Source organism: Eubacterium sulci ATCC 35585 (assembly GCA_001189495.1).
GTDB classification, from domain to species: Bacteria; Bacillota; Clostridia; order Peptostreptococcales; family Anaerovoracaceae; genus Eubacterium_B; species Eubacterium_B sulci.
Map to the genome: position 1 here is coordinate 1,445,440 of CP012068.1, position 14,128 is coordinate 1,459,567.

At 39.5% G+C, this 14,128-nt stretch carries 13 protein-coding genes; 3 read left to right on the top strand and 10 right to left on the bottom strand.

Annotated elements, in window-relative coordinates:
- Positions 1-10: 10 nt before the first annotated feature.
- The 3 genes from ADJ67_06695 to ADJ67_06705 form a co-directional block, all read right to left on the bottom strand.
- The gene (locus tag ADJ67_06695) at positions 11-958 is read right to left on the bottom strand and encodes a transporter (protein AKT47351.1); all 948 of its coding nucleotides are present in this window, start codon (positions 956-958) and stop codon (positions 11-13) included.
- 94 nt (positions 959-1,052) lie between these two features.
- Positions 1,053-2,411 (bottom strand): pyridine nucleotide-disulfide oxidoreductase, encoded by a 1,359-nt coding sequence (locus tag ADJ67_06700; protein AKT47352.1) that lies wholly within the window; start codon positions 2,409-2,411, stop codon positions 1,053-1,055.
- A gap of 21 nt (positions 2,412-2,432) precedes the next feature.
- A complete protein-coding gene (locus ADJ67_06705) occupies positions 2,433-3,794 on the bottom strand; it encodes a pyridine nucleotide-disulfide oxidoreductase (GenBank protein ID AKT47353.1) in 1,362 nt (453 codons plus the stop codon).
- A 376-nt stretch (positions 3,795-4,170) separates the two neighbouring features.
- Here ADJ67_06705 and ADJ67_06710 point away from each other — a divergent pair, with 376 nt between their 5' ends.
- The 3 genes from ADJ67_06710 (at position 4,171) to ADJ67_06720 (ending at position 7,539) form a co-directional block, all read left to right on the top strand.
- Positions 4,171-5,442 carry a virion core protein (lumpy skin disease virus) gene (locus ADJ67_06710; protein AKT47354.1) on the top strand — a complete coding sequence of 424 codons (1,272 nt, stop codon included), beginning with the start codon at positions 4,171-4,173 and terminating at the stop codon, positions 5,440-5,442.
- A gap of 37 nt (positions 5,443-5,479) precedes the next feature.
- Complete coding sequence (locus tag ADJ67_06715) at positions 5,480-5,938, top strand: hypothetical protein (protein AKT47355.1); 459 nt, start codon at positions 5,480-5,482, stop codon at positions 5,936-5,938.
- A gap of 107 nt (positions 5,939-6,045) precedes the next feature.
- Complete coding sequence (locus ADJ67_06720) at positions 6,046-7,539, top strand: hypothetical protein (protein ID AKT47703.1); 1,494 nt, start codon at positions 6,046-6,048, stop codon at positions 7,537-7,539.
- 61 nt (positions 7,540-7,600) lie between these two features.
- Here ADJ67_06720 and ADJ67_06725 read toward each other — a convergent pair whose 3' ends face one another.
- The 7 genes from ADJ67_06725 to ADJ67_06755 form a co-directional block, all read right to left on the bottom strand.
- On the bottom strand, positions 7,601-9,700 hold the full coding sequence (locus ADJ67_06725; protein ID AKT47356.1) for a hypothetical protein: 2,100 nt from the start codon (positions 9,698-9,700) through the stop codon (positions 7,601-7,603).
- Between the two features lie 47 nt (positions 9,701-9,747).
- Complete coding sequence (locus tag ADJ67_06730) at positions 9,748-10,482, bottom strand: membrane protein (protein ID AKT47357.1); 735 nt, start codon at positions 10,480-10,482, stop codon at positions 9,748-9,750.
- Positions 10,483-10,547: 65 nt separating this feature from the next.
- A complete protein-coding gene (locus tag ADJ67_06735) occupies positions 10,548-10,808 on the bottom strand; it encodes a hypothetical protein (GenBank protein ID AKT47358.1) in 261 nt (86 codons plus the stop codon).
- A 54-nt stretch (positions 10,809-10,862) separates the two neighbouring features.
- Complete coding sequence (locus ADJ67_06740) at positions 10,863-11,123, bottom strand: hypothetical protein (GenBank protein AKT47359.1); 261 nt, start codon at positions 11,121-11,123, stop codon at positions 10,863-10,865.
- 65 nt (positions 11,124-11,188) lie between these two features.
- Positions 11,189-11,821 carry a hypothetical protein gene (locus ADJ67_06745; protein AKT47360.1) on the bottom strand — a complete coding sequence of 211 codons (633 nt, stop codon included), beginning with the start codon at positions 11,819-11,821 and terminating at the stop codon, positions 11,189-11,191.
- A 30-nt stretch (positions 11,822-11,851) separates the two neighbouring features.
- Entirely contained in the window at positions 11,852-12,589 is a 738-nt protein-coding gene (locus tag ADJ67_06750; protein AKT47361.1) for a conjugal transfer protein TraX, read from the bottom strand.
- Positions 12,590-12,606: 17 nt separating this feature from the next.
- Positions 12,607-14,100 (bottom strand): gliding motility protein, encoded by a 1,494-nt coding sequence (locus ADJ67_06755; protein AKT47362.1) that lies wholly within the window; start codon positions 14,098-14,100, stop codon positions 12,607-12,609.
- Positions 14,101-14,128 lie beyond the last annotated feature (28 nt).

The following is a 14,128-nucleotide window of genomic DNA, read 5'->3' on the forward strand; positions in this document are numbered from 1 at the left end:
TTACCCGCTTTTAAAACATTCCTCTAAAGTAGAAATTCAAAGCAACATATACAGCCAGCGCAATCAATAGGAACATCGAAATGAAGGCTGAAACAAATTCCTCTTTTTCCTCGTTATCCAAAATATCCTTTATCTGTAGCGGTACTGGAAATCCCGTTGGACAGTAGAAGTACAGCAGCACGCCGAATGAGAATATTGGATTTGCCATCTTTGATGGAAAGAGTAAAAAGAACGAAGCTATAATACCTGTGCAGAATAAAATCCTTATACCTGCTAGCTTAACAAGTGGCATTAGGTAGGATTTCTTTAAATTGATGCTATATCCAAGGCTGAACAAAATCAAAGCTGCAATAGGCGCTGTAAGCGTAGCTATTGTATTCTCGTAAAGAGGCCCGAATATCTCATTTTTCAAAAGCATGTCCTGAAGCCCCGTTAAATTTGTAATAAAGCCTAGAACAGCTGCTATTACAAAGGGCGCCGACACCACATTTTTGATGAGTGGTAAAAGCTGAAATTTATTGCTTTGCTTAAGCTGTAGCACTGTAGGCACGAATATGAAGTTAACCAGTATTCCCGCTAGATCAAAAGGAATGAGGTTTACCGCGTATGCCGAGCCCACCACGCTTATGTATAGCGGAAGCGCAACAGCTCCGCCTTCACATGTCAAAAGTAAAAACGGAGAAAGCTCAGATAGTTCTTTAGGCATTATCCTGCAGAAAATCCTTCCTAGGAAATATACCAAAACCCAAATACCTATAAGATAAACTATCTCTACGCCTATTTGCTTATCTAGACTCGCATCCGCCACTATATTGTAAATCAAAAATGGAAATAATATTCCTAGAGCCAGTGACTTTATCCCATCATTTTGCTCATGGCTAATCCAGTTCCTTTTTCTCGCGCATAGCCCCATCAAAAGGACGAAAAACACGGGAAAAAGTTTTGCAATCGCTTGCATTTTACACCTCTAATTCTTTCTTTATCCCTCAAAATCGCTAAGTGACTTCTAGCATCCACTAGAAGTCACAAATCAAAGATATTTACTTATTAAATTATATCATACTAAACAAATCATTGAGCGCTTCTGCCATCGAAGGATGCGTAAACATATGATTTGCTAGCATTGTGTATGGCTGCTTCATTATCATCGCCATGACAACTAAATTTATTACCTCGTGTGAGTCCTCGCCAAATAGAACTACGCCAAGAATCTGCTTTGTATCGGCATCGACAACAGCTTTATAAATACCTGCTGTATTACCGAGAATCTTTGCTCTGATTATATCTGAAGCAGAAAGCTTTGATACCTTGATGTTATACCCTGCCTCTAGAGCCTCAGTTTCTGTAAGGCCAACCTTTGAGAATGTCGGATGCAGGAAGGCTGCATTAGCCATAGGCTGCCTGTTTTCTCTAGAATACCTACCATTGTCCTCTAGATAGCTTCTTACGATTCTGTAGTCGTCTAGGGACACATATGTGAACTGCGGACCGCCATTTACATCTCCTATTGCAAAGATATGTGGTTTATTGGTCTGAAGATGCTTGTTTACGTTTATAAAGCCTCTATCTGAGCTTTCTATCCCAGCGTTTTCAAGCTTTAGCTCTTCAACATTTGGCTTTCTTCCCGTCGCAACGAGAAAGTCGTTTGCTCTGAGCTCACCTTTTTCTCCATTTGATGAGTATAAAATGTGGACTGAACTCTCGTCCTGCTCCACCTTACTAACATCTGCATCAAAGACAAAGTCAACACCGAGGTCCTTGTATGACTTAAAAACCTCTTCAGCAACGTCAGCATCCTCTTTTGGAAGAAGCCTGCTGGCCTTGTCAATGACTGTTACCTTTGATCCAAACTTTGCATAGGTTGCTGCAAACTCAAGTCCAATGATTCCTCCTCCAAGGATTGCGAGAGTCTCAGGGTATTCTTCGAGATCCATTAAGGTTTCATTTGTGTGAATCCTCTTCTCGATTTTGAGTCCCTCTATTGGAGGAACAAAAGGAGAGGCTCCCGTATTTATGAAAACACGCTCAGTATAAACATCGCACTCCTCTTCAGCAGTTTTGATATTTACAGTGTGCTCATCCTTAAAAGAGGCAAGTCCAAAGATAACCTCTACATTATTGCTAATTACCTCTTCGTAGTTTTCCTGATTTAGCTCCTCGATGAGCTCATCCTTGGTTTCTACAGAATTTCTGTAGTACTCCTCGTCCTTCATTTCCCCTTCCGGCTTTTTGTATGCCCTGCCAGCGAGGAACTTTGATGGAAAGCATCCATAGTTTATATATCCACCTCCACACATTTCATGCGATTTCTCTACTAGAATGGTCTTTTCACCCTTGTCGCCGAGGTAGTTTGCTAGTATTTTACCGGCTTTACCGAAGCCGATTATAATGTTATCTACTTTTTTGTTCATAGTATTCCTCCCTTATGAGGTTTATTTTATCAAGCCAAATAGGTCGTTTAGCGCCTCTGCCATGGTTGGATGTGTGAAAATCTGATTTGCTAGCACTGTATATGGCTGATTTGCAAGCATGGTTGAAACCACAGTGTTTATAACTTCATGTGATTCCTCACCGTATAGAACGACGCCGAGAATCTTGTCCGTGTCAGCATCCACTATTGCCTTATATAGACCTGTCTGATCTCCAAGAATCTTTGCCTTTGGAATTGCACTTACTGGAAGGCTTGCGACCTTTATCTTATATCCTGCTTTGATGGCCTCATTTTCTCCTAATCCTACCTTTGAGAATGTTGGATGTAGGAAGGCTGAAAATGCAATAGGCTGTCTGTTTTCTCTAGTATAGCTACCATTGCTTTCTAGGAAGCTTTTCACGATTCGGAAATCGTCTAGCGAAACATAGGTGAACTGTGGTCCGCCATTTATATCTCCCATTGCAAAGATATGTGGCTTATTGGTCTGCAGATGCTCATTTACATTAATAAATCCTCTTTCTGATGTCTCAATTCCTGCAGCTTCAAGATTTAGACCTTCGACATTCGCCTTTCTGCCTGTCGCAACTAGGAAAGCTTCTGCGCTAAGCTCATGTGCTTCACCTTTTGATGAGTATGAGATTTTAACTTCACTTTCATTCTGCTCTACCTTTTCTATATTTGCATCAAAGATAAACTCAATTCCAAGACCCTTATATGCTTCAAATACTGCGTTTGCAACATCTTCGTCCTCTCTTGGAAGAACCTTGCTTCCCCTATCTATGATAGTTACCTTCGTTCCAAACTTTGCGTAGCTTGCAGCAAATTCAAGACCGATGAATCCACTTCCTGATATTGCTAGGCTGCGTGGGAATTCCTCAAGGTTCATTATGGTCTCGCTTGTGTGAATTCTGCCTTTAATCTCTAGACCTTCGGTTTCAGGAACAAAAGGTGTCGTGCCTGTGTTTATGAAAATTCTCTCAGCATAAAGCTCCTGAACGCCTGATTCAGTTTTGATACTTACAGTATGCTCATCCTTGAAAGATGCAAGACCATCTATAACCTCTACATTAGGAACTCCTGCGACCTTGTCATAGTTTGCTTTATTTAGCTTTGATATCAAAGCCTTCTTGTTTTCGACCGCCTGCTTGTAGTACTCCTCATCTCCTAGCTGGCTATATGCCTTTCGGTCAGCACTGGTTGCGAGAAACTTTGACGGAATGCAGCCCACATTGATGCAAGTTCCTCCGTACATCAAAGGTGACTTCTCTACCAAAACGGTCTTCTCGCCCTTGCTTCCTAGATATCCTGCTAGTGTCTTTCCGGCCTTACCGAAGCCGATGATTATATTATCTACTCTATTCATAGTTTAAACCTCCATTTGGAGCTCATTTAAAGAAGCCCCCAGAATTATTTGATACATTGTTACCTATATTATATCCATTTATAGCTATAAATAATCAAAATGTGCACAAATAAATTGCATATAATTTATTTCCAAGGCATGAGTTGCTTTGATAAGCATACAAATATACAGAGTTAAGGGGATTTTTTCATATATTTCCCCTTTATTGAAAACAGATGCATCTATGTATTTTCCCATAGTATGATTAAAGATTTGAAATTAATATGCTTTTATTTTGCCCGATTTGATAATATAATAGTAATAATAGTGGGATTGTGGATTTAGAACTCACAAAACATAGAAGTTAACGTAATTCAAATATTTAGGAGGAATAATCATGGGATTTATTCAAGCAATTAAGGGTGCTGTAGGAGGCACATTTGCAGATCAGTGGAAGGACTTTTATGGTCCTATGCCAGGCGTATCAGCTACTGCTGGTGTATTTCCAGGAGTTCCAATGGGAACAAACAACGGTAGAGGCGAAAACACTAAGGGTAGCATAAATGTAATTTCTAACGGAAGCAAGATTATCGTTCCTGAGGGAGTAGCTCTTATCACTGTTCAGGATGGTGCTATTACAGGTATAATCACAGAACCAGGTGGATACGAGTTCACAACTGATTCAGTAAACTCTAAGTCAATCTTTGCTGGAGACGGAATCATCGATTCCATCGTTAAGCAGTCATGGGAAAGATTTAAGTTTGGCGGAATACCTGCAGCTCAGCAGCTAGTATTCTATGTTAACCTAAAGGAAATTCCAAACAACAGGTTCGGCACACAGTCAGAGATTTACTGGGATGACGCATACTTTGGAACACAGGTTGGTGCGATTACACGAGGCACATATACACTAAAGATTGTTGATCCTATTTTGTTCGTAAAGAACTTTGTCCCTGTAGAATACCTATTACCGAATGCTCCTCAGTTTGATTTCTCAGATATGGATAATCCAGCTGGAGAACAGCTTTTCAACGAGGTTGTAGGTTGTCTATCAGCAGCATTCTCAATGTATACTAACGACCCATCAAAGGGAAACCGTATCACCAAGATTCAGTCAGACCAGATCGGTTTTGCGCAGTCACTATCTAGTGCTGTTGACGGTGCATATCAGTGGAGACAGGACAGAGGTCTTGAAATCGTAAAGACTGCTATCCTATCCATCGAATACGATGAAGATACTAAGGAAATGCTTAAGGACGTTAAGCGTGCTGATGCACTTGCTGGCGCTCGTGGTAATTCCTTCATGCAGCAGTCTGTTGCAAGAGGTCTTCAGGCAGCTGGAGAAAACGGTGGTGGTTCAGGAATGGCATTCATGGGAATGGGTGTTGGTGCAGCCGGAAATGTAATGAACGGAGTACAGCAGCCTAACAATCCAAGCTCATATCATCCAAACTTTGGACAGCAGCCACAGCAACAGTATCAGCAGGCTCCTCAGCAGGGATATGACCAGCAAGCACAGTACCAGCAGCAGCCACAGCAGGCTCAGCCAGAGCAGCCTCAGATGCAAGATACAACTGCAAAGCTAATCGAGATGAAGAAGCTTCTTGATGCAGGAGTACTCTCACAGGAAGAGTTTGACAGAATAAAAATGCAGCTTCTAGGACTTTAGTATATAGCACTGAGCACTTTGTAAAAGGATAAACTATATGTATAAGGACAAGATTATACAGACAATTGTTTTCATAGGTGCAGTACTAAGTATCATTGCAATATTCCTTCCTATATATGAGATGAGCTACTCTGCTTTGTCGATAGTCGACGCTGAATCAATCTACGATGACTATCGCTCAAGAGGCAATGAATTACTAGCTTTAATTTTCATGTTAGCCCCTGCTAGCGCTACTCTAGCGATCATACTTAAGAAGAAGATTCCAGTAATCATATTAGGAGCGATTCAATGCATACTTTGGGTAATTGTTGGCTTAATTGAAGAAAGTTTAATAAAGTCAATAAACCTAACTTCTAATATACAAATCACATATGGTATAGCTTTTTATTTAGGCTTAGTTGGTGCCGTACTCATAATCTTAGGAGGCATAGCTGCAGTTGCCACAGAGGCTTTTGTTGAGTCTGATGAAGATTCAACTATTGATAACGACTTTTAAAATTAACAAAACACAGGCGGATTACTATGTGTAAATCGCCTGTACATATCCAAGGAGACAAACTAATGGAAGATAGAACTTTTGAAGAAAATCTTGTTAACGATGGCATGGGCCAGGCCGATGCTAAGGTAACAGAAGCCGAGGAGGAACGTCACGACGGCCAAATCAAATGTCCTAAGTGTGGTTCCACCGACATAGAGCTAAACCCAAAGACAGGTAAGCTCAGATGTAACTTCTGTAGACACATCTTCGAACCAGAGTTCACAGAGGATGATGGTAACATCTCAGAACTAGAGGGCGTTAAGCTATCAAAGGGAGCTTCCGACATAGCAGCTGACGCAAAGGATATTATGACTCTTAAGTGCCAGAGCTGTGGAGCAGAAGTAGTCATAGATACTGCTTCAGCACCTCAGGCTAGATGCCACTGGTGCAGAAACATGCTATCTATCAATTCATGCATACCTAATGGAGCTATTCCAGATATGGTGCTTCCATTTAGCGTATCAAAGGCAGAGGCTCAGGCTAAGATAAAGGATTTTGTTGGAAAGAGGAAGTTCTTTGCTCACCCTACCTTTACCAGGGAATTTACGACAAACAACATCTGCGGTGTTTACTTCCCATATATGGTCGTTGATATCAACGGACATTCACACCTTTCAGGAACAGGAGAAGTTCTCGTTAGAGAGTACACTGTAAAGAGGGGCGATGATGAGGAAAAGCGCTATGATGCAGATGCATACCATGTTGAGCGTGACTTTGATATAACTATAGATGACCTCACAATCGAGTCAAGCGCAGATAAGCTAAACGTTGCGTCAAAGGAAAAGACAACTAACATCATCAACTCGATAATGCCTTTTGATACAGAAAACTGCGTAGAATACAATGCAAATTATCTACGCGGCTACACATCAGAAAAGCGTGATGTAAACATTGATCAGATTAGAAACACAGTTCATACTCAGGCAAATGATATCGCTAGAATAGCGGCAAACCAAACCTTGTCAGACTATGATAGAGGAGTTGCATGGGAAGATGATAACTTTACAGTAAAGGGTGAATCATGGAAGGCTGCCTACCTACCAGTATGGCTCTATAGCTACATGCAGGTTAAGGGAAGTAAGAAACTTCTCCACTATGTAGCTGTAAACGCTAGAACTAAGGAAACTATGGGAAGTGTTCCTATCAACATGACCAAGCTTTGGATTGTATCAATCATACTAGAAGTACTAGGTATATTCCTTGCAGTAACTCTAGGACGCAATCCATTTAATGTGGAGAGCCCATATCGCTTTGCCCTAATGGCTCCAGCAATTATATTCTTTGCTTTAATGTATTCAAAGTATAGAAACTCTGGGGCACGTCACACCTACGAAAAAGAAACCTCTAACGAGATGAGCAATATGTCCATGGTCGATGACTATCTAGAGCGTCGTAATGGACTAGAAAGCTCAAGTATAAGAGGGGCAAACAACGAACAGGTACACGGAAATTACTCGAATGACTTCGTCCAAAAAATAAAGAACTCCGGCCTAACATCCATTATGGGTAATGTATCTGAGATCAAAGGAATAATGAACAAGTTTGACGACTTTAACTAGTTCAAAGACTTATCAAAAACAAATTCGGACCACTCGCATGAGTGGTCCTTTTGTTTGCTTCTTATTTAACTATGTAATTAACCGTCTTATTTGAAATAAGGTCGCTATCTCCAAGTACAATCTGTGATTTTATTGAATTTTCCCTAACATACTGCTTTGCAAAATCTGCATTTCTTGAATTTATCAGAAGGAGTGGAGCTCCAAGCTTCTCTGCTAATACTCCTCCGCAAAGTCCATCTGGGAAGTTATCTCCATATCCAATAACTGCTGTTTTTGGATTCTTAAAGAAGTGCTTTGCTACAGCTACAGAAGTCTCATACCTATCATCACCATAAATTCTTTGAGTTTTTCCGATGGATTTTAGGCTAGTTTCTACAGCATTGCTAACTGGGCCACTGTCACCGATGAGAGTATAATTTCTTGATTTTATACTCTTTAGGTATGCCATCTGCTTTGGCGAAAGTGTCTTTCCTACAAGCAGTATAGGACGTCCCGTTGCTGAAGCTGCTAGACTATCTGCAAATCCTAAACCTGAACAAACAAGTATTTCCTCATTATTTACTCCAGCTTCCTTTAATATTGCTAAATTTGTATCAAAACGGTCAGGTCCTGCTATCCTCTTTATATCAAAGGAGCTCTCAAGTTCTGTTCTCATAACTTCTGGAACTACATCAGATTCTCCTAGTAGGTAAACTGTGCTCTTAGCTTGTCCCTTTTTCACATGCTTAAGATGATCGTATATGAAGTTCAGCGCTTGATTCACATTATTTTTGTTGACCAATATCAGTGGTGCATTCTTAACCTTTGCAAGGTAGGCTCCTGAAAGTGCATCTGCATAATTATCTCCATTGGCAACAACCACAGCATTAAAGTTTTTTACCTTCATGACTTTCTTTAGCTCACGTCCTATCCTAAGTGAAGTCTGGTACCTATCATCACCAGCAATTCTTTTCACACTATCAGGTATAGGTTCTTCTTGTACGCCTGGGTTTTTTACCTGGAATGTAAAAGACATAAGATTTGGTTTATCTGGCTGGGCGGCCTTATCCCTACCTATATTACTTTGCTTGGCTGCAAAAAATTGGCTAGTATATACATAGTTATCATGATTTCCCTCATATCTTGGAATTATATTATTAACACTTGTTGGGAAAAATGCTGTACTTTTATTGCCTGTAATGATTCCTTCAAATGTTAGGTTTTCGTTTTTAGGTACATCTGATTTTATCACAAGCCCTTCCATTTTCACCTTTACTACACCAATTCTTTTTAAATAGTTAAAGTAATCCTTAACCGGCATAGTTCTCATTTTACCTAGTCTAGGTGAAATAGGAATACTGATCTCTCCACCACCATCTTTTTCACTATCAAATACAATATGCCCACGAATATCGGGGAAGCCTTCGATGCTGTATTTTACAGCCGTCTCGTATGTATCATCTTCTTTATTGTAATTATACGGTATACCTATCCCCTCTGGTAAACGCAATTTAAAGTATACAGCTGAATGAGATCCAACATGTCCATCTGTTCCATATGTTTGCCAGTTCTTTCCAGAATTAGGTCCATTAATAATCTGCCAATATCTTGTTATTTCCCACTTATAGAGATTGCTCAAATCCAAAGTCATCTCTACATTGAGTTTGTCACCAACTTTATATGTGGCTATTGCTCTATCTCCAGTGTTTCCATTGATAGATATATCCCCATACACATTTAACTGTTCTCTATCCCTGATAAAGTCCCTGTAGAAATCAAAATTAAATGGATTATGATATCTGTTATCTTGATAATTAGGGTCACCGTTAGGCCCATCATTGGTTACAAGCTCTGGACGTGAATACTTATCAAATTCATCTACTCCGTTAACATATGTTATTGTATTAAAATCCTTGTAAACACCCACACTTTGTGCAGGCCTAGCTACATTAAGTCTCAGATTCTCAAACAGATTACCAAAAGAAATAGCGCCTCGCACGAGAGGAACTGGACCTTCTCCTGATATTCCTCTTACCTCTAGTTCTGTCCAGTAGTTTTCTGCCATCGCCGTATTCCTATCCGGTATCTCAACAGCGTATGCCTTCCCAGAAAAAACCATCGGCATGCATATCACAAACGCTAGTATGCATGATAATGCTCTATATCCTCTTTTTTTCTCCATGTTCTCTCTCCAATCTTACTATATTTAATTTATATTTTAACTAATCATTACTTGCTTTCAATATTTGTTTTCAGCTTCCTTAACTCGCGTCGTGCTTCTACGATTTTCTCAGCTATGCCATTGCGTGATTCGCTCATCCTAAACGAAGCGATTCTACTAAGCGTGTTTCCATACACTCTTCCATGCTTTTCAAATAGATTATCTACTCTCTCCGTCATCCTATTTTGGAAGCTTTCCTCTAGCTCTGCAACATTTCTTTGGAAGTTAGTCAAATGCGAAACTGTAAGAGTTATGTCACATGAATATATTGCAACAAAAATAACTGGAAGCACTGCGATTAAAAATAGCGGTATCTTGTCATAAAAATCATCAAAAGGCGGTATTATAAACTCAACTATTGCTATCGCACCTAGTCCAAATCCTATCGAAGTTGGCACACTGGTTCGTCCATTAATATTTAGAGGAACTGTAGTATAGTCCCACCACCTAGCATTAAACTTCTTCTCAAGAATATATGAGGTAGGATATTCTAATATCATGCTTACAATGAAGCCCGCAATGAATACCCCAAGCCATGATAGGTCAGGAATTATTCCACTAGCATTTAAATCCCAATAAAGAAGTCCAATAATTGCACCTGCCCCATATATCGGACAAAGTGGACCATATAGAAATCCCCTATTCTGCCATTTCTTTTCCTTGGCTGTACAGTAGATGCTCTCCCATACCCATCCCAAAACACTGAAAAGAAAATATGCTATTATATATCTATTAATAATCATAAGTCTATCAAATCTCCTCTTAGATGCCTCATATAGCCTTCGCTATATGCATTTTAACTTCATCTCTATCTCCTTGGAATAAGCATTCCTATATACATTCCCACTGTCAAACCAATTGACAGACCAAGCGTTATCCCATACTTTGGATATATAAACATTCCTATCAAAGCGCCTATGGACATCCCAACAATCATTCCAGGGAGCATATAGTCACCTTTAGAATTTTCTTTATTAACGCCTAGCCCAAAAACTTTGAAAAACAAAAATACAAGTCCAAAGAGCAAAAGCGGAATACCGAAAAAAAAGAACGGCAAGAATTGTAACATATCTCTCCTCCAATAAAATAGTCTGTTATTCCCGCGCGGCATTAGGCTAAAACCTTATTTTCTATGAATTATCATACCAATGCACATGCCCATTGTTGTACCTATGGATAGACCCAATGATAATCCATATTTAGGACTTATAATCATACCAATTAAAGAACCAAAGCTCATTCCAATAACCATTCCGATAAGCATGTAATCGCCTTTATACTTTTCTTTAGCTGTGCCCAGTTTCACGGCTTTAATAATAAAACATATGACTGCTACTACCATACACAGTATGGCAGGCATAAATACCGGTAAAAAATATGACATATCTCTCCTCCAATACATTAACTAGTTTAATCTATCTGTTATATAATAACATTTTCTATACCAAATTACATACTTTCTAACAAAGCAATCTCTCTTGGCAGTATATCCTTTGATTTTAGAAGTTCAATCAAAGCCTTGCGCTGCCCGTCTGAGATATACTCTGTACCTTCCTCTTCCTTTGATAGAGTGACGCATTGCCTGATAGCAATTCCAATATGCGATAAGGTGAGCTTATCTTTTTTCTTCTTTAATACTTCGATAAAGATATCCCAGACAAACTCCTCATTATATATCCAAAAGAACGAAGCTATAGCCTGCATCACTTTGGAATTTTGATTTTTACCAAGTAGTGAGCGGACATACACCTTGCATTCCTCTTCAAAACTGCCTACTTCATCATCTGTAATAAATTCCGACTTAAACTTATAAAGATGACTCAGCTTTATGTATCTTGCACAGAAGTTCTGAAGCGTGTAGATATTCGTCCAGATAATTTCCGGATCTGTTTCTGCTTTGATGGTCAAAAGGTATTTTTCGCCATTCAAAACAAACCACTCTTTTATAGTCCCTGTATCTTTAGTTCCAAGTTCCTTGCAGGCTGCCCTCATAAATAGACTCGATGCTTTTTTACGTTCTTTAATATCAGTACTGCCAAGTTCTTGCAAGGCTTGATTTAGAATCTCGCTTGTGTATATCATAAGTACCTCTCCACTTTATCAAAATTCACCTTAGAATACTAAAGGAATATCTCCCCATATCACAAGTCTTAAAATACCTACAATAGCCATGTGTGCTGGGAAGTAGATATAGAAAAACCATTTATTCATCTTGAACTTGCCTACTGATCCCTTGTATCTATAAAGCAATGGAAGCGTCAAAAGCGTGCAGAACTGTAACAATCCATAGGCCTTATCTAGGAATAGGAAGTATATCAAAACATATACGCACACGAAGATAGTCATTACTATAGACTGTTTTTTGAAATCTCCCCTATTCTCATATAGGAAGAACGGTACCATCACCGCAATAGAAGACCAGTCTGCTGGAAAGGCAACTACACATGCAATGACAATAGCAATAATTTTTATGATAGGGCTTAGGTCATCTTTCTTATTTATGTAGATTAAAAGAGCCGCAATGCTCAGCGGAAACATCACGCTAGTTTGATTGAATACCCCGTCTGTGAATGGAATTATTGGAATTCCAAACGCTAAAGTAAAGGCAAAGTGTGATATCAAAGCAAAGCAAAATAGCCTTTTGATATACTTAACATGGTTTTTGGTGTAGTAACAGCCCTCGGCGATAAAATACCACATGATTGGAGCTGTAAGTCTTCCTATTGCATGCAAGGCCATTACGTACCAGAGCTTCTGAGTCCCTGGGAAAAATAGCCATGTCAAATGATCTATGGTCATAGCTATGATTGCTATGATTTGTAATTGATTCTTAGATAATTCTTTTCTCATAATCCCCTTAAATACTACTAAAATTCCTTTAGCTGATCAAACAAGTCTATTAGCTTATCCTTGTCAACGTCAAGCTCATCAGGTATCAGCGAAAGTATTCCATCAAGTGCTGTGAATACCTCATCTCTTTCAACGGTGTCAATAAATGGTTTCTTTTTGTCCATCTTGTTGAATCCCTCGGTATAATCTCTCACTAGGGCTTCGGCATCCTTTTCAATGTCCTTACTTGGAGCCTCAATTAGCTTTACCATTGCAGCTCTAGTCTTTCTGTATATATCAGCCGCCTTTTTTGCATTTGCAGGCGTGATATGTTCCTCACCATCCCAGGAGCGGAAAGGATTCTCCAGATTCTGCGCAAGCCACTCAGCCTTTCTTGGCTTTGTAATCCAAAGGTCTAGGCCTTCACTTTTGCGGTTTTTGTATAGCTTCTTAACTTCCTTTGCTGCGTCTTCTGGAAGGCTATCCATCCAAAGCATGTATAGCTTTTGTAGTTTCTCTGGCTTTGGCACTTCGTCCGCTGTAAAGCCGAATAGATCCATGGTTGTAAGGACTTCTAAATCGCTGAACTCCGAAACTTTGTCAAAGTTAATAAGATTGCCAGGTTTTCCCCAGAGCCTTAGTTCTCTAAGCTTTGGATATGCTCTTAAAATATCAGCAATATCGAGTTCTGTTATTGTTCTTATGTAGAGTTTTTCTAATCCTTCTATTCCCTGAATCTTAGGAAGAGAACCATCACAATATAAAATCAAATCACTTCCAAAGCTAGGTGAAGTTATCCTGCATCCATCCTTTACTTCTCCAAGCAAAAATAGCATGCTTAAATCGTCATTTAGGATTAACTCCTCAAGTCCCGTCATATCAACAGAAAGCCTATCGATTGTGGTTTTCGAAAAGTCAAGACCTGATTTACCGTGATTCTCAATAACTAGCTCTCTAATAAATGGATTCGAATTCAAATACTCAAATAAATTTTTGTGCCATTTCGTAACCGTAAGTGAAGATAGGCAAGGAAAGACTCTCAGACTCAGTGCATCATCAAAATCATGCCAATTATCGTTTTCACTGTGGGTGCCTAGTCTTCTTCTATTACCCTCAAATTCCACATGTTCACTACTTGCATCTGCTGCCTTGAAGGCGTCCCTTTGCTCTTTTGGAATTTTTAGCCACTTAAACTGATTATATATCTCAACACCGCTGTTCCAGCCGCCATATGTGCCTGTATCCTCGTTATTCAGTGGTTTAACATTAGCAACGTAAACATAGTTTGATGGCACGTTTACATCAACCTTTTTCAGGTTGAAAGTTCCGCCCCAGTACATGTAATCGATATATAGTGGCTTCATCAAAGCTAGTTCTTCCTCTTTAGGAAGCTCATCGGAGGCCCAATCAAGTGATATAATAATAGCCTGAGGCTTCTTCCCACTCTCATCTATCTTTGTCACTTGACAAGCAGTGTATTTCTTTAGCGACTTGTTATATACGCAATAGATATCTCCAGCTTTTGCTATCATATAAACCTCTCCTGATATTATATTTTCT